The following is a 20,231-nucleotide window of genomic DNA, read 5'->3' on the forward strand; positions in this document are numbered from 1 at the left end:
AGGCCGTGATGAACTTCCTCAAGAACCTGTTCAAGAATCCGGGCCGCAGCCTGGTGATCGGCGTGCCTTTCGTGTGGCTGTCGTTTGCCTTCCTGGTCCCGTTCCTGATTGTGCTGCGTATCAGCTTCACCGATCTGGATAGCAATGGTGGCAATCCTTTCGGCACGCTGATGACCGTGGCCGATGGTGTGCTGACGCTGAAAGTCAAAATCGCCAATTACCTGTTTATCGCAGAAGATGAGCTGTATGCGCTGACGTATCTGAACTCGCTCAAGTTCGCTGCGATTACTGCGGCGCTGTGCCTGATCATCGGCTATCCGTTCGCCTACTTCATGGCGCGCGCCAAGCCGACGCTGCGTCCGGTGCTGCTGATGATGGTGATGATGCCGTTCTGGACTTCCTTCCTGCTGCGTATCTACGCGTGGAAGGGCATCCTGGCCAACAACGGTATCCTCAACAGCTTCCTGATCGATATTGGCGTGATTACCGAACCGCTGCATCTGATGAACACGCAGTTCTCGCTCATCATCGGCATGGTGTACGCGTACCTGCCGTTCATGATCCTGCCGCTGTACGCCAACCTGGTGAAGATGGACCTGCGCTTCCTGGAGGCGGCGGCCGACCTGGGCGCAACGCCGTGGCAGACCTTCTGGCGCATCACCGTGCCGCTGTCGAAGTCGGGCATCATCGCCGGCACTATGCTGGTGTTCATTCCCGCCGTGGGCGAGTACGTGATTCCGGAACTGCTGGGCGGTCCTGAGACGCTGATGATCGGCCGCCAGCTGTGGGACGAATTCTTTACCAATAACGATTGGCCGCTGGCGTCTTCGGTGACGGTGGTGGTGATCCTGCTGATTCTTGTACCAATGGCGATCTTCAACAAATATCAGGCAGAGCAGGGAGGCCGTAAATGACCAACTTCCTGCAACGCTGGTTTGGGCGTGGCTGGCTGTCGCTCGGCTATCTGTTCCTGTACATCCCGATTGTGGTGCTGGTGGTGTTCTCGTTTAACAGCTCGCGCCAGGACATGGTGTGGAGCGGTTTCTCGACGCAGTGGTACACGGCGCTGCTGAGCGACCAGGAAATCATCAGCGGTTTTGGCCTGTCGCTGCGCATTGCGCTGCTGACGGCTTGCGGCTCGGTGATCCTCGGTACCTTTGCCGCCTTCGTGCTGGACCGCTATCAGCGCTTCGCCGGCCGCACGCTGTTCACTGGCATGGTGAGCGCACCGCTGGTGATGCCCGAGGTGATTATCGGCCTGTCGCTGCTGCTGATGCTGGTGTCGGTGCAGAAGATGTTCGGCTTCCCGGAGCGTGGCCTGGTCACCATCTGGCTGGGCCACACGCTGCTGGGCATGGCCTATGCTACCGTGGTGGTGCAATCGCGTTTGCAGGAGATGAACAAGTCGCTGGAAGAAGCGGCCATGGATCTGGGCTGCCGTCCGTTCCAGGTGTTCTTCCTGGTGACGCTGCCGAATATCAAGCAGGCGCTGGGTTCCGCATGGCTGCTGACGTTCACGCTGTCGCTGGATGATGTGGTGCTGTCGGCCTTCCTGTCCGGCCCTGGCTCGTCGACAATGCCGATCGTGATTTTCTCGCGCGCGCGCCTGGGCCTCGATCCACGCGTGAATGCGGTGGCGGCGCTGACGATTCTGGTAGTGTCGATTGGCGTGATCGCTTCCAGTCTGTACATCGCCCGCGCCGAGCGTCTGCGCCAGAAGCAGATCTCCAACGCCGCCAAGGGTTAATCCTTGTAACCCTGGCGATACTCCCAGAAGGCGCTGGCAATGAAGATTGCGGCGCCACACCACAGAACGGCGGGCAGCGCATTGATGCCCGCCGTTTGCATGAGCACTCCCGTCACCAAAGGTCCGCCGGCGCTGGTAATGCCCCAGCTGGCGTTGACCACCGCGCTGGCTGCAACCAGCGATTGGCCGTCGAAGCGCTCGCCGCAGGCGACCAGCGACAGCATATAGATCGCGCCAGCCACGGCGCCCAGCACCAGCAGCAGCGTCCACCACAGCCATGGCGTACCAGCAGCGAAAGGCAGTATGGGCAGCAGTACGCAGACGGCGATGCCACAGCCGATGTGCACCTTGCGGCGGCCCACATGGTCGGCCAGCCAGCCGAAGGCGAATTGCAGGGCCGTGTCGCCGACCAGTACCACGGTGGCCGACAGTACCGCCAGTTCGGTCGCTATGCCGTGGCGCATGGCGTACAGCGGCAGCAGGCTGAGTGCCACCGTGTCGAACATGGCGAAGAACGCGGCGCCAATGGCGATCATCCACATGCGCGGCAGGATGCGCTGCCAAGCAACCGGTGGTTCGTCTTTGTCGCCGTGCGCGCCGCCGCTAATCAGCAGCATGCCGGGCAGGGCAAGCAGGAACAGCGCGCCACATGATGCAAATGGCGGTACGCTGCCGCTCAGGCCCGCCACCATGGCGGGACCGATCAGCTGGAATAGCGTGAATGCCGTGGTGTACATCGCCACCACGCGCCCGCGAGAATTCTCCGGCGCCAGATTATTGACCCACGCTTCACCGATGGTGAACAGCACGCCCATGCAGGCGCCAAATATAAAACGCAGTACGCCCCATGCCAGCAGGCTATCGGTGGCTTCCATCAGCGCGGTGGACAGCGCAGCCATGATGATTGCGCCTATCATGCAGCCGCGCGGCCCGTGTCCTGCCACCCAGCGCGAGACGAAAGGCGCGGCGGCTAAAATGCCGAACGCGCTGCTCGCCGTCATGATGCCGATGATGCCGGAGCCGATACCGCGTTGGTCCAGCGTCAGTGCGGTGAGCGGAATGGTGGCGCCCAAGCCCAGGCCGACGACGCCAATGCTGGCAACGAGTGCGCTGAAATCACGCCATGGCATATTCTTCATGCGTGCACCTCCGCTGCGATGATGGCGCCCAGCTGGCGGCCGTAGTCGGTGATCTGTTCCGGCGTACAGTAGGCGTAGCCGACCAGCAGGCCGCGCCGCACTGGAGGCTTCATGTAATACGTGGACAGCGCCTTGACGGAAATCTCCTCTGCGGCCGCACGCTGAGCCAGGGCGACGTCGTCAACGTGGTCTGGCAGTTCAATCACAAGATGCAGGCCCGATTCTTCTTTGGAGATGGTGACGCCTTGTGGCAGCCGTTGCGCCAATAAACGGCGCAGCAATTCGCGGCGCGCGCCGTAGGTCTGGCGGATCTTGCGCACATGGGCGGTGAAGTGGCCCAGCGTAATGAAGTCCGTCAGCGTGGCCTGCACGGTCAGTTGACCGGGACGCTGCAAGTCATACAGCGCGCTGCGGAAGGCGGGGATCAAGGCCGGCGGCACCACGAGATAACCGACCTTGATGCCGGGGTAGAGCACCTTGGAGAAGGTGCCCATGTAAAGCACACGGTCATCGTTATCCAGGCCTTGCAGCGCGGCCAGCGGCCGGCCGGTGTAGCGAAATTCGCTGTCGTAATCGTCCTCCAGTATCCACGCGTCCTTGCGCACGGCGACATCCAGCAGCTCGCGGCGGCGTGCGAGGCTCATCACCGCTCCCGTTGGATACTGGTGCGATGGCGTGACGTAGATCAGGCGCGGCTTGGTGGCGAGGTCGGATGCATTCAGCGCCATGCCGTCGCCATCCACCGTGACCGGCCGCAGTTTCAGTTCGCGCGCCTGGAACACGCGGCGCGCACCCCAGTAGCATGGATTCTCGACCCAGGCGGTATCGCCCGCATCGGCCAGCAATTGCGCGCACAGGTCCAGCGATTGCTGCGTGCCGCCGGTAATCATCACCTGCTCAACCTCTACTTTGACCGAGCGTGAGATGCGCAGGTATTCAGTAATTGCCTGGCGCAGTGGCAGATGACCGCCGGACTGGCCGTAGTCCAGCAGGTCGTTGCGGGCTTCGCGCCAGACGCGGTTTTGCAGCCGTTGCCACAGCTTGAACGGGAACGTGGAAAAGTCAGGATCACCCGCTGCAAAAGGCTGTATCTCGAATTGCGGGCCGGCCGCGTAGCTGGTCAATTCCTGTCCGCGCTTTGACAGCAGCGCAGCACGTGGCGCCGCGCGTGCCGACGTCCGGCCTTTGGGTTGCACGCCAGTGCCGCGCATGGACGCGCTATGTGCCTGCAAATCCGCCACATAGGTGCCACTGCCTTGTGCGCTGGTGACATAGCCTTCAGCTGCCAGTTGTTCAAACGCGGCGATGACGGTATTGCGCGCGATGCCCAGATCACGCGCGAGATCGCGGCTGGACGGCAGCTTGCTGCCCGCCCCCAGACGCTGCTGATGGATCGCATCCTTTGCTGCCTCATAAAGACGGCGTTGCTGCGATAGGCGAGGATGGAAACTGGTTTGCGCCAGTGCGTGCGCAAGCAGGTCGGAAGTTGGGGACATCTGGAAAGTGGTTCTATCAAAGATCAAAAAGTGGTGCTAACAATAATACCAAAAAAAGCATATTATTGAGTCAAATCAAATAGATGAAAGCTCCTATGCGTAGCCCTATCGTTTTGGTTCCTGCGTGCGTCAATCGGATTGGCGCACATCCGTATCACACCGCGCAGCTTAAATATGTGGCGGCGGTGGCAGACGGCGCGCACTGCACGCCGCTGATCGTGCCTGCGTTGGGCGCAAACACTGACTTTGAAGCGCTACTGGCGCTGGCCGACGGCATCATGCTGACCGGCTCTCCATCCAATGTCCATGCCAGCTTATATGGCGAGGACGTACTTGATCCTTCGCTGCCGCAAGATGCGGCCCGCGATGCCACAACACTGCCGCTGATACGCGCTGCCATCAAGCGCGGTATTCCGATGCTGGCGATTTGCCGCGGCTTTCAGGAAGTGAATGTGGCGCTGGGCGGTTCGCTGCATCAGGCGGTGCATGCAGTCCCTGGCATGGCCGATCACCGTGAGCACAAGGAGCACACACTGGACCAGCAATACGCACCATCACACCGCGTGCTGCTGGATCCTGGCGGGCGCATGACGCAGATACTGGGCGGAGCCGCCGAGATCATGGTCAATTCGCTGCACGGGCAAGGCATCCACCGGCTGGCGCCTGGCCTCGTGGCCGAAGCACACGCTGATGATGGCCTGGTCGAAGCCTACCGTGTGGCGGACGCCAAAGGATTTTCGCTCGCGGTACAGTGGCATCCAGAGTGGCGCTTTTCCGAGAACCCGGACTCCGTCAAATTATTCAGAGCCTTTGGCGACGCCTGCCGCGCCTACAAGGCCACCCGATAAAAACTAATGAGAGAAGCAAATGGCAATTCGAGAAAATTTTACTTACACCGATATGGACCTGTGGCTGAACGAGAAGCACGTCACGGAAATTGAATGCCTGGTGCCCGACCTGACTGGCGTGGCACGCGGGAAGATCCTCCCTCGCGGTAAATTCACACAGGAGCGCGGCATGCGTATTCCTGAGGCGGTGCTGGGCATGACCGTGACCGGTAACTATCCAACGGAAGACGCGGGCTACGACCGCGCCATCTCCAGCACTGACCGCGACATGATCCTGAAGGCCGATCCGACCACCATCACGATGGTGCCGTGGGCTACCGATCCGACCGCACAGGTGATCCATGACTGCTATTTTGCAGACGGCCGCCTGGTCGACTTTGCGCCGCGCTCCGTGCTGCGCCGCGTGCTCAAACTGTACGCGGACAAGGGCTGGAGGCCAGTCGTGGCGCCGGAACTGGAGTTCTACCTGACCGCCAAGAACAGCGATCCTGACCTGCCTCTGAAACCGCCTATCGGCCGTAGCGGCCGTGCTGAAACCAGCCGCCAGGTCTACAGCATCGACGCGGTGAATGAATTCGATCCGCTGTTTGAAGACATCTACGACTATTGCGACCTAATGAATCTGGACGTCGATACGCTGATTCACGAAATCGGCGCAGGCCAGATGGAGATTAACTTCCTGCACGGCGAGCCGTTGGGTCTTGCGGACAAGGTGTTCTTCTTCAAGCGCACCTTGCGCGAAGCAGCGCTCAAGCACGATATGTACGCGACCTTCATGGCCAAGCCGATGGCTGGCGAACCGGGATCGGCGATGCACGTGCACCAAAGTGTGGTGGACAGCAAGACCGGCAAGAACATCTTCAGCGCAGATGACGGCTCGGCCTCGCCGCTGTTCAAGCACTACATCGGCGGTTTGCAGCGCTACATGCCGTCGGCGATGGCGATTGTGGCGCCATATGTAAATTCCTATCGCCGCATCGTGCGCCACACGGCGGCGCCGATCAATATTCAGTGGGGTATGGATAACCGTACGGTGGGCTTCCGTGTGCCGGAATCCGGCGTGCAGGATCGCCGCGTGGAGAACCGTATTATCGGCGCGGATGCCAATCCGTATCTGGCGCTCGCGGTCACGCTGGCCTGTGGCTACCTTGGCATGATCGATCAGGTTGATCCTACGCCGATGACCACTGATAGCGCCTATGACCTGAAGATCGAGCTGCCGCAAGGCTTGCCGGAAGCGCTGCAGTCGCTGCGCGCGGAAGACCGCCTGCGCACGGTACTGGGCGAGCGTTTTATTGACGTCTATGCCGCCATCAAGGATCTGGAACATCAGGAATTCATGACCGTCATCAGCCCGTGGGAGCGCGAGCACCTGCTGCTGCACGTTTAAGGAGCCAGTCTATGACTAACTACGATACCAGCGCTATCCAGAAGCTCGATACGGCGCACTACATCCATCCCTTCACCGATCACAAGGCCTTGGGCGAGAAGGGCGCGCGCGTGATGGTGCGCGGCGAAGGCATTTATCTGTGGGATTCGAACGGCAAGAAAATCATCGACGGCATGTCGGGGCTGTGGTGCGTGAATGTGGGCTATGGCCGCACCAGCATTTCGCAGGCGGTGTACAAGCAGATGGAGACGCTGCCGTTTTATAACAGCTTCTTCAACACCACCAACCTGCCGGCGGTGGAGCTGGCGGCCAAGCTGGCGCAGATTTCGCCACCGCAGTTCAATCATGTGTACTTTACCGGTTCCGGCTCGGAAGCCAACGACACCAATGTGCGTATGGTGCGCCGTTATTGGGATGTGCTGGGCTACAAGGAGCGCCACACCATCATCAGCCGCCACAACGCTTATCACGGCAGTACCATGGCCGGTGCTTCGCTGGGTGGCATGTCAGGCATGCACGAACAGGGCGGCTTGCCGATACCGGGTATCGTGCATATTGAACAGCCTAACTATCTGGAATCGGGCAAGGGCATGACGGAGGAAGCCTTCGGCATCGAGGCTGCTTCCTGGCTGGAGAAGAAGATACTGGAGGTAGGACCGGAGAAGGTGGCGGCGTTTATCGGCGAGCCGATTCAAGGCGCGGGCGGCGTGATTATTCCACCGTCGACTTACTGGCCTGAGATACAGCGTATCTGCGACAAGTACGGCATCCTGCTGATTGCGGACGAAGTGATTTGCGGTTTTGGCCGTGTGGGCCGCTGGTTCGCGTCCGAGCTGTTTGGCATCAAGCCGGACCTGATTACGTTCGCCAAGGGCGTCACCTCCGGTTATGTGCCGCTGGGCGGCGTGCTGGTTGGCGACCGCGTTGCCAAGGTGCTCATCGAACAGGGCGGCGAGTTCAATCACGGCTTCACGTATTCCGGCCACCCGGTGGCTTGCGCTGCGGCGCTGGAAAATATCCGCATCATTGAAGATGAAAAACTGATCGACCGCGTAGCCAACGACACCGGACCCTATCTGAAGAAGCGCTTTGCGGAGCTGGCGGACCATCCGCTGGTAGGTTACGCGAACAGCTGCGGCTTTGTGGCCGGCTTGAACCTGGTGCGTAGCAAAGGCGCGACGGTACACGACAACGTGGCCTTCGATGAATCTCAGGCGGTCGGCATGATCTGCCGTGGCTACATGTTCGGCAATGGCATGATCATGCGTGCCGTCGGCGACCGCATGATTATCGCGCCACCACTGGTGCTGACCACGGCGCAGATCGACGAAATGCTGGCGCTGATACGCCATTGCCTTGATCTGACTTACGCGGATCTGAAAGAACGCGGCTGGGTATAAGGAGAATACGATGACGATTAACTGGCATGACAAGGCTGCCGCCGTCCAGGCAGATGGCCGCGCTTTCATCAACGGCGAACGTGTGTGGGCAAAGTCCGGACAGCAGTTCGAGAATCTGTCGCCTATCGACGGCCGCAAGCTGGGCATGGTGGCGCGCTGCGATGGCGCTGACGTGGATGCGGCTGTGGCAGTGGCGCGCGCGGCGTTTGAAGACCGCCGCTGGGCAGGCAAGTCGCCTGCGCAGCGCAAACGTGTGCTGATCAAGTTTGCTGACCTGATGCAGAAGTACGGCCAGGAACTGGCGCTGCTCGAGACGCTGGACATGGGGAAACCCATCAAGTACAGCCAGACGGTGGATGTTGGCGGCGCTGCCAACTGCATCCGCTGGTATGGCGAAGCGATTGACAAGATCTATGACGAGATCGCACCAACGCCAGCCAACAGCCTGGCATTGATTACGCGCGAACCAGTCGGCGTGGTGGCCGCCATCGTGCCGTGGAATTATCCGATGCTGATGGCGTCGTGGAAGATCGCACCTGCGCTCGCAGCGGGCAATAGCGTGATACTCAAGCCTTCGGAGAAATCTCCGTTGACGGCATTGCGCCTGGCGGAAATTGCACTGGAGGCAGGCATTCCACCCGGTGTGTTCAATGTGCTGCCGGGTTACGGTGCGGAGGCTGGATCGGCGCTGGCGCTGCATATGGATGTGGACTGTATCGGCTTTACCGGTTCCACGCGCGTGGGCAAGCAGATCATGCAGATGGCGGGACAGTCGAATCTCAAGCGGGCCTGGACGGAGCTGGGTGGCAAATCGGCGAACATCGTTTGTGCGGATTGTCCGGATCTCGACGCTGCGGTGGAATCGGCCATCGGTTCGATCTTCTTTAATCAGGGCGAGAGCTGCAATGCGCCTTCGCGCCTGTTTGTGGAGGCGTCCATCAAAGAGCGCTTCATGGAGAAGGCGCTTGCCATGGTGCCAGCCTTTGAACCGGGTGATCCGCTAGACGAGAACACGATCATGGGTGCGATCGTCGATGCCACGCAGCTCAAGACCGTGTTGGGCTATATTGAATCCGGCCATGCGGATGGCGCCAAGCTGCTCGCAGGCGGCAAGCAGGCGCGTACCGAGACGGGCGGCTTCTACATCGAACCAACGCTGTTCGATCAGGTGGACAGCAGCATGACTATCGCGCGTGAAGAAATCTTCGGGCCGGTGCTGTCAGTGTTGAGTTTCACCGATGTGCGGGAGGCGGTACGGCAGGCGAATGCCACCAGCTACGGCCTGCATGCTGCCGTGTGGACGTCGGATATGAGCAGGGCGATACAGACAGCGCGCGCGCTGCGTGCAGGGACGGTGCACGTCAACCAGTATGACAGTGACGATATTACCGTGCCTTTTGGCGGCTACAAGCAATCTGGCAATGGCCGCGACAAGTCGCTGCACGCCTTTGACAAGTACACAGAATTGAAGACTACATGGATACAAATAGGATAGCGGAACTGCAAGCGGAGCTGGCGGCGCAAGGCGTGCGTTACGTCTTTGCGCAATTCACGGATATTCACGGTGCGGCAAAAGGCAAGCTGGTACCACTGGCGCATCTGGGCGATATCGTCATGCCAGGGGCTGGTTTTTCGGGGCCATCGATCTGGGGCACAGGCTTGCCGCGCAATGGTCCGCGCTCGGAATACTATGGACGTGCGGACCTGACGACCTTGCAGCCCATGCCGTGGCTCCCCGGTTATGCACGTGTGGTGCTGGACGGCCATGTGGCGGGCGAGCAGTTTGATGCTTGCCCGCGTCAAGTCCTGCGCAAACAGGTAGCGCGATTGGCAGCCCGTGGCTGGACGCTGAATGCAGGCCTTGAACCAGAGTTCTTCCTGCTGCAAAAAAGCGCAGGTGGCTATGACGCCGAAGCTGATGACGCGCTGGAGAAGCCATCCTACGATACCAGGAGCTTGCTGCGTCAACGCACCTTCCTCGACAAGCTCACGACCTCGCTGAATGAATGTGGCCTTGGCGTCTATCAGATTGACCATGAAGACGCGACCGGCCAGTTTGAAGTCAATTATCACTACGCCGATGCACTACGCGCAGCGGACAACTTCATGCTGTTCAAGATGGCCGCGCATCACATTGCGGAAGAAGAGGGCATGCTGTTCTCCATGATGCCCAAGCCATTTGCCGAGCGCCCCGGCAGCGGGCTGCATTTCCATTTGTCGCTCGCTGACGCGAATGGCAAGCAGATATTCGCTCACGGTGCGGCGGATAGTGCGGAGCCGCAGGGCCGTGACCTGGGTTTCTCGCCGCTGGGCTATCAGTTCCTTGCAGGTCTGCTACGTCATGCGCCGGCATTGACAGCGCTGTGCGCGCCGACCGTCAATTCATATAAGCGCCTGATGTGCGGGCAGTCGTTGTCCGGCACAAGCTGGGCGCCGGCCTTCATCGGCTATGGTGACAATAATCGCACGGTAGTGGCGCGCACCGTGCATCAGCGTATCGAGTGGCGCCTGCCTGACAGTGCCGCCAATCCTTACCTCGCGCTCGCAGGTGTGATTGCGGCCGGACTGGATGGTATAGACCGTCAACTTGATCCTGGTGATCCAGTTAATCATGACGTCTATGAGATGAGCGATGCGCAGCGTGCCGGCTTGGGTTTGCAACTGCTGCCGCAAAACCTGGGCGCGGCAGCAGCGGCGCTAAAGGCGGACAGCGTGTTGACCGAGGCGCTTGGCACGAACATCGTCAACGAATTCACCGCGCTGAAAAGCGCTGAATGGATAGAGTACAGTCAGCACGTCAGCGCCTGGGAAACCGGGCGCTATCTAAACCGCTTCTGAGGAGGGCGCGATGAGCCAGGCCATGAAGGACTTTCTACGCGAGCGCAACATCCATGAAGTGGAATGCGTTATCGCGGACATGACTGGCATCGCGCGCGGAAAAATCCTGCCCAAGGATCTGTTTCTCCGCGAAGGCGAAATGCGCTTGCCAAAAAGTGTGTTGCTGAACACCGTCAACGGCGAACAGCCGAACAACTTGCCCTACGTTGGCGCGACCGATCCCGATATGATCTGCGTTCCCGATCTGGCAACGCTGCGGCAGGTGCCATGGGCAGCGGAGAACGTCGCACTGGTGATCCACGATTGCCAGAATTTCGACGGCTCACCGGTAGGCCTGTCGCCGCGCGCCGTACTGCGCAGAGTGCTCAAGATGTACGAAGATCGAGGCTGGCAACCGGATGTGGCGCCGGAGATGGAGTTTTATCTGGTCGCCCGCAGCAGCAATCCGCACGAGCCACTGGCGCCACCCATGGGCCGCAGCGGCAAAACAGAATCGGGGCGACAGTCCTACTCGATTGATGCGGTGAATGACTTCGATCCCTTCTTCCTTGAGCTATCGGCGTTCTGCAAGCAGCATGACCTCGGCGTGGAGACGCTGATCCATGAAGCGGGAGCGGGGCAAATGGAGATCAACTTCACGCACGGCGAGGCGCTGGAACTGGCCGACCGCGTGTTCCTGTTCAAGCGCGCCGTGCGCGAGACGGCGCTGCGGCACGGGATCTTCGCCACCTTCATGGCCAAGCCAATGGAGACAGAGCCGGGCAGCGCAATGCACATCCATCAGAGCGTGCTTGATACGACCAGCGGCGATAACATCTTCTCGCGCAAGGATGGCGACGCCAGCGATTTGTTCTTCAACTATATCGCCGGGCTGGAAAAGTATATTGCGCCTGCCACCCTGCTGTTTGCGCCGCATGTGAATTCCTACCGTCGCCTGTCGCGCTTCATGTCGGCGCCCACCAATGTGCATTGGGGCTATGACAATCGAACGTGCGGCATACGCGTGCCGAATTCCGCGCCGATTAACCGGCGCGTAGAAAACCGCGTACCAGGCGTGGACGTGAACCCCTATCTGGCGATGGCTGCCACGCTGGCCTGCGGCTACCTCGGCATGACGCAGGGTCTCAAGCCATCTGCGCCGACTTCAGGCAGTGCGGAGCACGTGCACGACCAGCTGCCACGCAATCTGGAAGATGCCATCCAGCGTCTACGCGAATGCAAGCCATTGAGCGAAATGCTGGGCGAGCTGTTTGTGCAGGCGTTCTGCGAGGTGAAGGAACTGGAATTCGCCACCTACAGCCGCGTAATCAGCTCGTGGGAGCGCGAGCATTTGATGCTGCTGGTATGAACACGCGTGCAGGCCTGAACTGGCAACGCGTGCAGGCGCTTGCTGCGGCGGAGCGGGCCAGCTATGTCGCCCGCAATCCCGAATCGGCACGGTTGGCCGAAGACGCCGCGCGGCACCTGCTGTTTGGCGTGCCTATGCACTGGATGAACGATTGGTCGACGCCATTCCCGCTCACCGTCCGCGAAGCTTCGGGCGCCCGCTTCCGCGATGCGGATGGCCATGAGTATGTCGACTTCTGCCTGGGTGACACGGGCGCCATGTTCGGCCACGCGCCGCAGCCGGTGGCGCGCGCCATCGCCCGCCAGTCAGCGCGCGGCTACACGGCGATGCTGCCGTCAGAAGATGCGGGTCCAGTCGCGGCCGAATTGTCGCGGCGTTTTGGCCTGCCATATTGGCAGTTCGCCTTGTCCGCGTCCGACGCCAACCGATTCGTACTGCGCTGGCTGCGTGCCGCAACGGGGCGCAGCAAAGTCCTGGTTTTCAATGGCTGCTATCACGGCACTGTGGATGACGTGTTTGTCGACCTGGTCGACGGCGTGCCGACGCAGCGTGATAGCCTGCTTGGCCAGGTACACAAGCTGACCGACCACACGGTTGTGGTGGAGTTTAATGACCTGTCAGCGCTGGAGGCAGCACTGGCGCAGGGAGACGTCGCTTGCGTATTGGCCGAACCGGTAATGACCAACATCGGCATGGTCCTGCCGCAGCCGGGCTACTGGGAAGCCGCGCAGCAGCTCATCAAGCGCCATAGCACGCTGCTGGTGATCGACGAAACGCACACCATCAGCAGCGGCACAGGCGGTTACGCCCGCGCGCACAACATGCAGCCAGATGCACTGGTCGTCGGCAAGCCAATCGGCGGCGGCGTCCCTTGCGCAGTATATGGATTTACGGAAGAACTGGCGCGCCGTGTAGAACACGCCAAACGCAGCGCCCCGCCGGGCCACTCCGGTGTCGGCACCACACTGAGCGCCAACATGTTCGCCATGGCGGCAATGCGCGCGAACCTGGAAGAGGTGATGACCGAGCAGGCCTACCAGCACATGTTCGCGCTGGCGGGCCAACTAGCAGACGGTTTGCGTGCAGTAATCGCACGCCACCAGCTACCATGGTGCGTCACGCAAATCGGCGCCCGCACCGAATTCCAGTTCAGCGCCACAGCGCCACGCAACGGCACCGAGGCCCACGCCGCCATGGACGGCGAACTGGAACAAGCAATCCACCTCTACCTGCTCAACCGAGGCCTGCTGATCACACCCTTCCACAACATGCTACTGGTTTGCCCAGAGACGGCCAGCGCCGACATAACTCAACTTCTGGGCGCATTCAACGACTGCCTGACAGCCCTATAGAAATTCGGGGCAGTTTAGAAGCAGTGTTCCAGCGCCGGGAAACTGCCGTCCTTGACGGCGGTGACGTAGGCGCTGAACGCGGCGTCGATGCTGGTCTGGCCTTCCATGAAGTTTTTCACGAAGCGCGCTTTGCGGCCCGGGAAGACGCCCAGCAGGTCGTGCATCACCAGCACCTGGCCGGAGCAGTCCGGGCCGGCGCCGATGCCGATGGTTGGAATCGCCAGCAGGTCGGTCACTTCTTTGCCCAGCGCCGAAGGAATCGCCTCCAGCACCACCAGCGATGCGCCGGCGGCTTGCAGTTTCAGCGCGTCTTCTTTCAGCAGGTCGGCGCTTTCGGTGGTTTTGCCTTGGACCTTGTAACCGCCCAGCTGGTGCACGGATTGCGGCGTCAGGCCCAGGTGGGCGCAGACCGGCACGGCGCGGTCGGTCAGGAATTTGACGGTGTCGGCCAGCCATGCGCCGCCTTCGATCTTGATCATGTGCGCGCCAGCCTGCATGACCTGCACGGCGTTGGCATAGGCGGTTTCCGGCGTGCCGTAGGCGCCGAACGGCAGGTCGGCGACGATCATCGCCGACTTGGTGCCGCGCGCGACGGAAGCGGTGTGGTAGGCGATGTCGTTGACGGTGACCGGCAGCGTCGATTGATGACCAGCGCAGACCATGCCCAGCGAATCGCCGATCAGCAGGATTTCGACGCCGCAGCGGTCCATCAGTGAGGCGAAGCTGGCGTCGTAGCAGGTCAGCATGGTGATTTTTTCACCGGCGCCGCGCAGCGTGGCCAGGGTGTTCACGGTGACGGCTTTGTTCACGACCGCTTTGGCCGGTGCAGGTGCGGTGGCGGAAGCAGGCTGTTGGCCCGCGGCCAGTTCGTTTCCTTGCAAATAACCAGACATGGTAAATCCTTTAGATGATGAGCTCAGACCGCGATAGTGTAGTCCTGATTGCTATCGCTTGCAGAAAGTTAGACGAGAGGCTCTATGCCTTGATCGGCCACGCCGGCGGCGTATTGCGCAGCGGCGCCCTTACCGGGGATGTGGATGGCGGGCGCCAGCTCCAGCAGCGGCACCAGCACAAACGCGCGCTCGGTCATGCGTGGATGCGGGACGGTCAGCGTGGCGCTGTTGATCACGGCGTCGCCGTATAGCAGCACGTCCAGGTCCAGCGTGCGCGGGGCGTTGCGGTAAGGCCGTTCGCGGCCATGTGCCTGCTCGATGCCTTGCAGCGCCTGCAGCAGCGCTTCCGCATCCAGCGTGGTGGCGATGCGGGCGACGGCGTTGATGTAGTCGTCGCCGGAGGAGTCAATCGGCGCGGTGCGATACAGGCTGGAAGAGGCCATCAGCGTGCAGCCGGGCTGGCGTTGCAGGCGCGCCAGTGCATCCAGCACGTTGGCGCGTGCATCGCCCAGGTTGGCGCCGATGCCGATGTAGGCGATGGCGAAGCCAAATGGCGCCTGATCGTCCTTCAGTGTGGCCGGTCCCAGACCGGCGCTAATCACGGAGTTCATGATGGTGGTGCAGCTCAGTCGGCGCTGTCATGGCCGGCGTCGGCGCCTGCGTTGTCGGCGCCGCCTTCTTCACCGCGGTTGCGGTTACGGCCGCCACGGCGCGGGCCGCGCTTGCGCTTGGCGCCACCGCCGGCAGCACCTTCACGGTTCGGCTGGCTGGCCGAGTTGAGCAGCTCTTCGCGGGTGATTTCGTCGCCCTCGTAGAAGGCTGTCCACCATTCGCCCACTTCGGCGTCGATCTCGCCGGACGCGCAGCGCAGCAGCAGGAAGTCGTAGCCGGCGCGGAAGCGCAGGTGCTCCAGCAGCTTGTGCGGCGCCTTGCCGGTGCGGCGTTCGAAGCGCGGCTGCATGGCCCAGATGTCGCGCATGTCGGAGCCTATCTTGCGCTGCAAGGCCAGCTTCTCGGTCTGCGAGTCCAGTACGTCGTCGGCCGCCAAGTGCAGGGCCGGGATGGTCTGCTCGCCCGCTGCGCGGTAGGCGGTCCACTTCTCCAGCACCTGGTGCCACAGCAGCGACGCAAACAGGAAGCCTGGCGACACGGTCTTGCCGGCGTGGATGCGGGCGTCGGTCGAGTCCAGCGCCAAGGTCACGAACTTGACGCCCAGCGGCTGTTCCAGCACCACGTCCAGCAGCGGCAGCAGGCCGTGGTGCAGGCCTTCCTTGCGCAGCTGCTGCAGGCAGGCCAGCGCGTGGCCGCTCATGAGCAGCTTGAGCATTTCGTCGAACACGCGCGCGGCGGGCACGTTGTTGATGAGCGGCGCCATGACCTTGATCGGTGCACCGGTTTCCGGCTCGATCGAGAATTTCAGCTTGGCGGCAAAGCGCACCACGCGCAGCATGCGTACCGGGTCTTCGCGGTAGCGCGCTTCCGGCTGGCCGATGATGCGCAGCGTCTTGGCGCGGATGTCTTCGATGCCGCCGTGGTAGTCCAGCACCTGCTGGTTGGCCGGGTTGTAGTACATGGCGTTGATGGTGAAGTCGCGGCGTTCTGCGTCTTCCGCCTGCGAGCCGAAGGTGTTGTCGCGCAAAACGCGGCCATGTTCATCTTTCGGCGCGTTGGCCGAGGTGGTGCCACGGAAGGTGGTCACTTCCAGCAGATCCTGGCCGAACATCACGTGCACGATCTGGAAGCGCTTGCCGATGATGAAGGCGCGGCGGAACAGGCGTTTCACCTGCTCCGGCGTGGCGTTGGTGGCGATGTCGAAGTCTTTCGGCTTCACGCCCAGCAGCAGGTCGCGCACGGCGCCCCCCACCACGAAGGCTTCATAGCCGGCTTCCTGCAGGGTGCTGGTGACGCGGACGGCATTGTTCGACAGCAGGCGCGGGTCGATGCCGTGGGCCTCGGGGCCGAGCACGACGAGGGTATTGCGTCCGCCCTTGCTGCTCTTATCCTTGGTACCCAGGATTTTGCGGATCAGTTTCTTAATCATTGAATAGGTCAATTAAAGGCCAGCCTTGCGCGGCGGCGTGCGTTTTCAGTTTTTCATTGGGGTTGGTCGCCACCGGATGGCTGACAATCGACATCAGCGGCAGGTCGTTATGCGAATCGCTGTAGAAGTGGACGGTGCCAAAGTCTTCCAGCGTCTTTCCCATTTTTTCCAGCCAGGCCTTGGTGTGGACGATTTTGCCCGGTCCTTGCGTCGGCGTGCCAACCAGCTTGCCGGTCAGGTTGCCGTCGGCGTCGACTTCCGGCATGGCGGCGATCAGGTGTTCCACGCCCAGCGCCTTGGCGATCGGCGCGGTGACGAAGTGGTTGGTGGCGGTGACGATGGCCACCAGGTCGCCGGCGTCCACGTGTTTTTGCAGCAGCGCGCGCGCTGCCGGGCGGATCGCCGGGGTCACCACTTCGGCCATGTACTGGGCCTGCATTTCGTCCAGCCTGGCGCGCGGGAAGCCGGCCAGTGTGCCGAGCGAGAACTCCAGGTATTCTACCGGATCAAGCGTGCCGGCCTGGTATTGGGCGAAGAATTCCTTGTTGCGGCGGTCGAATTCCACTGCGTCGACGGCGCCGGTGCGGACCAGGAACTGGCCCCATTCGTAGTCGGAGTCGATCGGCAGCAGCGTGTGGTCGAGGTCAAAAAGGGCGAGATTCATCATTCTTTCGCTTCCGCCTGCAGCCACTCGCGCAGCAGCGGCAGAGTGATCGGGCGTTGGGTTTCAAGGGAATATTGGTCCAGCGAGTCGAGCATGGAGGACAGCGACCGCATGTCACGCTGGAAGTGCGACAGCAGGTAGGGTATCACGCCCGCCGACAGCGTCAAGCCGCGGGCGGTCGCGGCGGCGGCCAGGGCGGCGATCTTTTCATCGTCGGTGAGGCCGTGGATCTGGTAAATCAGGCCCCAGCCCATGCGCGTGCGCAGGTCCTCGCGCACCGGCAGCACGGCCGGCGCGACGTTGCCGCTGCAGACCATCCAGGCGTTGTTGGCGCGGATTTCGTTGAACAGCGCGAAGGCGTCGATCTGCGCCAGCGGCGACAGCTTCTCGCAATCGTCCAGCAGGTACAGGTCCACCTCCGGCGAATAGACGAATTCGGATTCGATCGAGAACGGCGAAATATAGCGCGCGCGCAGCTGATCGGCCTCGCTACCGGTACTGGCCAAGGCTTTCAACAGGTGCGATTTGCCGACGCCGACCGCGCCCCACAGGTAGGCGAAATGCTCGCGCGAGGTGCGCGAGGCGAATTGCATCATCAGCGCTGCCGCTTCGGCATTCTGTCCCACCTCGAACGATGCGAGGCTGTGCGTTGGCTCGGCGCCTAAATCGAGCACCAGCTGTTTCATGGCGTTCGCCTTGTGGTCTTTTGCATAACTATTTTTTGTTTCACGTTACGCATTATAAAAGCTGCTGCTCAGATAGTGGCGTCTAAGGTGTTTGAAGGCCACCATGAGCACCGCCGAAGCGGGCAAAGCCAGCAGCACGCCGACAAAGCCGAACAGCTGGCCAAAGGCCAGCAAGGCAAAGATCACGGCCAGCGGATTGAGGCCGATACGCTCGCCCACCAGGCGCGGCGTCAGGAAGAAGCCTTCCAGCACCTGGCCGCAGCCGTAGATGATGGCCACCGCAATCAGGCCGCTCCAGTCGGAAAACTGCAGCACGGCCGAAATCAGCGCCAGCACCAGGCCCAGGCCAAAGCCCAGGTAGGGGATGAACACCAGCAGGCCGGTGATGATGCCGACCGGCAGGGCGACGTCGAAGCCGGCAATCGCCAGCGCCACCGAGTAGTACACGGCCAGCACCAGCATCACCAGCAGTTGGCCGCGCAGGTACTGGGCCAGCAGGACGTCGACTTCCTGCGCCATGCCCATGGTGGCGGCGATGTAGCGGCGCGGCACGCAGCCGGCGATGCGCGCCAGCATGGCGTGCCAGTCCAGCAGCAGATAGAACAGCACCACCGGGACCAGCACCACGGTGGCGATCCAGCCCAGCACGGCGGTGCCGCCGACGCGGGCCGAGTTCAGCACCGCGCTCCAGATAGCGTCGCCGCTGGCGGCCATCTGTTCCGAGGCCAGCTGCTTGATGCCGGCGCTGTCCAGGCGCACCTTGACGCCCAGTTCTTGCAGTTTCGGCGCCAGCACATCATTGGCCTTGGCCAGGAAGGCCGGGATCTGCCCCTGCAGCAGCGGGATTTCCTTTTGCAGCACCGGCACCACGATCAGCACCAGCATGGTGATGGCGGCAAAGAACAGCGTCACCACGATCAGCACCGACAGCGCGCGCGGCATGGTGATGCGGCGGCCGAAGCGCAGGCGGTCCAGCCGGTCCACGCCCGGATTGAGTGCGTACGCGAAGATGGCGGCGGCCAGGAAGGGCGTCAATACCGGTCCCAGCGTCACCAGCAGGAAGAAAAACGCCGCCCAGACCGCCAACCAGAATGCCGTTTGCTTTTGCTCTACCGTGAGGGGAAATGGCATGGAGGATGAATTCGATGGTTAATAAAAAGGCGGTTGGACGGGGCAATTTTGATAAAATAGCGGATCGACTTGGTTTGGGCGCCGATTTTTGCGCTTTTTCGGGTGTTTTAGTTGAGTAAACATCACGAAAACAGGTCTCCGCCTTCTATTTTACCGCCTCCGCTGCGAAATACACCATGAGCCAAACTTCTAATGTTTCCCTGTCCTACCGTGACGCCGGCGTCGATATCGACGCGGGTGATGCTTTAGTCGAAGCGATCAAGCCTTACGCCAAGCGCACCATGCGCGAAGGCGTGCTGGCCGGCTTGGGCGGTTTCGGTGCGATGTTCGAGATTAGCAAAAAGTACAAAGAGCCTGTACTGGTCTCCGGCACCGATGGCGTGGGGACCAAACTGAAACTGGCGTTTGAACTGAACCGTCACGACACCGTGGGGATCGACCTGGTCGCCATGAGCGTCAACGACATCCTGGTGCAGGGCGCCGAGCCGCTGTTCTTCCTCGACTACTTCGCCTGCGGCAAGCTGGATGTGGCCACTGCGTCCAACGTCATCAAGGGCGTGGCCCAGGGTTGCGAACAGGCCGGCTGCGCGCTGATCGGCGGCGAAACCGCTGAAATGCCATCGATGTATCCGGACGGCGAGTACGACCTGGCCGGTTTCGCAGTAGGCGCGGTCGAGAAATCGAAAATCATCGACGGCACCAAGATCGCGCCGGGCGACGTGGTGCTGGGTCTGGCCTCGTCGGGCGTGCACTCGAACGGCTACTCGCTGGTGCGCAAGATCATTGAAGTATCGAAGCCGGACCTGAACGGCGACTTCCACGGCCGTCCACTGGCCGACGTGCTGATGGCGCCAACCCGCATCTACGTCAAGCCGCTGCTGGCGCTGATGGAATCGATCGAAGTCAAAGGCATGGTGCACATCACCGGCGGCGGCCTGGTGGAAAACATCCCGCGCGTACTGCAGCCTGGCCTGGTGGCTGAGCTGGACGCGAAATCGTGGACGCTGCCACCGCTGTTCCAGTGGCTGCAACAGCACGGCGGCGTGGCCGATGCAGAAATGCACCGCGTATTCAACTGCGGCATCGGCATGACCGTGATCGTATCGGCAGACAATGCCGCTGCGGCCAAGGCGCAGCTGGAAGCGGCTGGCGAAACCGTCTACACCATCGGTAAAATCCGCGCCCGCGTGGGCGACGAGCACCAGACCATCGTCGTGTAACTGGTGACGGCTGCATCAGAAAGCGGACCTTGATGGTC

General features: G+C 61.5%; 18 protein-coding genes. 10 read left to right on the plus strand and 8 right to left on the minus strand.

Annotation, left to right across the window (positions count from 1 at the left end; all coding sequences use genetic code 11):
- The first annotated feature begins 8 nt into the window (after positions 1–8).
- A complete protein-coding gene (locus GTP58_RS16055; RefSeq protein ID WP_161078330.1) occupies positions 9–914 on the plus strand; it encodes an ABC transporter permease subunit in 906 nt (301 codons plus the stop codon).
- Positions 911–1,747 carry an ABC transporter permease gene (locus tag GTP58_RS16060; protein ID WP_161078331.1) on the plus strand — a complete coding sequence of 279 codons (837 nt, stop codon included), beginning with the start codon at positions 911–913 and terminating at the stop codon, positions 1,745–1,747. The genes GTP58_RS16055 and GTP58_RS16060 overlap by 4 nt, the downstream gene beginning before the upstream one ends.
- Here GTP58_RS16060 and GTP58_RS16065 read toward each other — a convergent pair.
- Entirely contained in the window at positions 1,744–2,886 is a 1,143-nt protein-coding gene (locus GTP58_RS16065) for an MFS transporter (RefSeq protein WP_161078332.1), read from the minus strand. The two genes, GTP58_RS16060 and GTP58_RS16065, sit on opposite strands and share 4 nt — an antisense overlap.
- On the minus strand, positions 2,883–4,382 hold the full coding sequence (locus tag GTP58_RS16070; RefSeq protein ID WP_161078333.1) for a PLP-dependent aminotransferase family protein: 1,500 nt from the start codon (positions 4,380–4,382) through the stop codon (positions 2,883–2,885). Before GTP58_RS16070 ends, GTP58_RS16065 begins: the two co-directional genes overlap by 4 nt.
- A gap of 95 nt (positions 4,383–4,477) precedes the next feature.
- Between GTP58_RS16070 and GTP58_RS16075 the strand changes: the two genes are divergently transcribed.
- The 7 genes from GTP58_RS16075 to GTP58_RS16105 are packed head-to-tail and all read left to right on the plus strand — an operon-like array spanning position 4,478 to position 13,558.
- The gene (locus GTP58_RS16075) at positions 4,478–5,230 is read left to right on the plus strand and encodes a gamma-glutamyl-gamma-aminobutyrate hydrolase family protein (protein ID WP_161078334.1); all 753 of its coding nucleotides are present in this window, start codon (positions 4,478–4,480) and stop codon (positions 5,228–5,230) included.
- Positions 5,231–5,249: 19 nt separating this feature from the next.
- Positions 5,250–6,620, plus strand: a complete 1,371-nt coding sequence (locus tag GTP58_RS16080) for a glutamine synthetase family protein (RefSeq protein ID WP_161078335.1) — start codon at positions 5,250–5,252, stop codon at positions 6,618–6,620.
- An 11-nt stretch (positions 6,621–6,631) separates the two neighbouring features.
- The gene (locus tag GTP58_RS16085) at positions 6,632–8,020 is read left to right on the plus strand and encodes an aspartate aminotransferase family protein (protein WP_161078336.1); all 1,389 of its coding nucleotides are present in this window, start codon (positions 6,632–6,634) and stop codon (positions 8,018–8,020) included.
- Between the two features lie 10 nt (positions 8,021–8,030).
- A complete protein-coding gene (locus GTP58_RS16090) occupies positions 8,031–9,515 on the plus strand; it encodes an aldehyde dehydrogenase (protein ID WP_161078337.1) in 1,485 nt (494 codons plus the stop codon).
- On the plus strand, positions 9,497–10,858 hold the full coding sequence (gene glnT / locus GTP58_RS16095; protein ID WP_161078338.1) for a type III glutamate--ammonia ligase: 1,362 nt from the start codon (positions 9,497–9,499) through the stop codon (positions 10,856–10,858). Before GTP58_RS16090 ends, glnT begins: the two co-directional genes overlap by 19 nt.
- Positions 10,859–10,868: 10 nt before the next feature.
- The gene (locus tag GTP58_RS16100) at positions 10,869–12,206 is read left to right on the plus strand and encodes a glutamine synthetase family protein (protein WP_161078339.1); all 1,338 of its coding nucleotides are present in this window, start codon (positions 10,869–10,871) and stop codon (positions 12,204–12,206) included.
- Positions 12,203–13,558: an aspartate aminotransferase family protein gene (locus GTP58_RS16105; protein WP_161078340.1), complete on the plus strand. Its 1,356-nt coding sequence runs from the start codon at positions 12,203–12,205 to the stop codon at positions 13,556–13,558. Before GTP58_RS16100 ends, GTP58_RS16105 begins: the two co-directional genes overlap by 4 nt.
- 14 nt (positions 13,559–13,572) lie before the next feature.
- On the opposite strand, the gene panB is transcribed toward GTP58_RS16105, so the two are convergent.
- From panB to GTP58_RS16135, 6 genes are all read right to left on the minus strand, one after another.
- Positions 13,573–14,451: a 3-methyl-2-oxobutanoate hydroxymethyltransferase gene (gene panB / locus GTP58_RS16110; protein ID WP_202413734.1), complete on the minus strand. Its 879-nt coding sequence runs from the start codon at positions 14,449–14,451 to the stop codon at positions 13,573–13,575.
- A 68-nt stretch (positions 14,452–14,519) separates the two neighbouring features.
- Positions 14,520–15,062, minus strand: a complete 543-nt coding sequence (gene folK, locus GTP58_RS16115; RefSeq protein ID WP_161078341.1) for a 2-amino-4-hydroxy-6-hydroxymethyldihydropteridine diphosphokinase — start codon at positions 15,060–15,062, stop codon at positions 14,520–14,522.
- Positions 15,063–15,076: 14 nt separating this feature from the next.
- A complete protein-coding gene (pcnB, locus tag GTP58_RS16120; RefSeq protein WP_161078342.1) occupies positions 15,077–16,492 on the minus strand; it encodes a polynucleotide adenylyltransferase PcnB in 1,416 nt (471 codons plus the stop codon).
- Entirely contained in the window at positions 16,485–17,156 is a 672-nt protein-coding gene (locus tag GTP58_RS16125) for an HAD family phosphatase (RefSeq protein ID WP_161078895.1), read from the minus strand. Before GTP58_RS16125 ends, pcnB begins: the two co-directional genes overlap by 8 nt.
- Positions 17,156–17,842 carry a DnaA regulatory inactivator Hda gene (gene hda / locus GTP58_RS16130; RefSeq protein WP_072785898.1) on the minus strand — a complete coding sequence of 229 codons (687 nt, stop codon included), beginning with the start codon at positions 17,840–17,842 and terminating at the stop codon, positions 17,156–17,158. The genes GTP58_RS16125 and hda overlap by 1 nt, the downstream gene beginning before the upstream one ends.
- A 45-nt stretch (positions 17,843–17,887) precedes the next feature.
- Positions 17,888–18,973 (minus strand): AI-2E family transporter, encoded by a 1,086-nt coding sequence (locus GTP58_RS16135; RefSeq protein WP_161078343.1) that lies wholly within the window; start codon positions 18,971–18,973, stop codon positions 17,888–17,890.
- Between the two features lie 176 nt (positions 18,974–19,149).
- Between GTP58_RS16135 and purM the strand changes: the two genes are divergently transcribed.
- Positions 19,150–20,193 carry a phosphoribosylformylglycinamidine cyclo-ligase gene (purM, locus tag GTP58_RS16140; RefSeq protein WP_072785902.1) on the plus strand — a complete coding sequence of 348 codons (1,044 nt, stop codon included), beginning with the start codon at positions 19,150–19,152 and terminating at the stop codon, positions 20,191–20,193.
- Positions 20,194–20,231 lie beyond the last annotated feature (38 nt).

It is taken from the genome of Duganella sp. CY15W, assembly GCF_009857555.1.
GTDB lineage: Bacteria > Pseudomonadota > Gammaproteobacteria > Burkholderiales > Burkholderiaceae_D > Rugamonas > Rugamonas sacchari.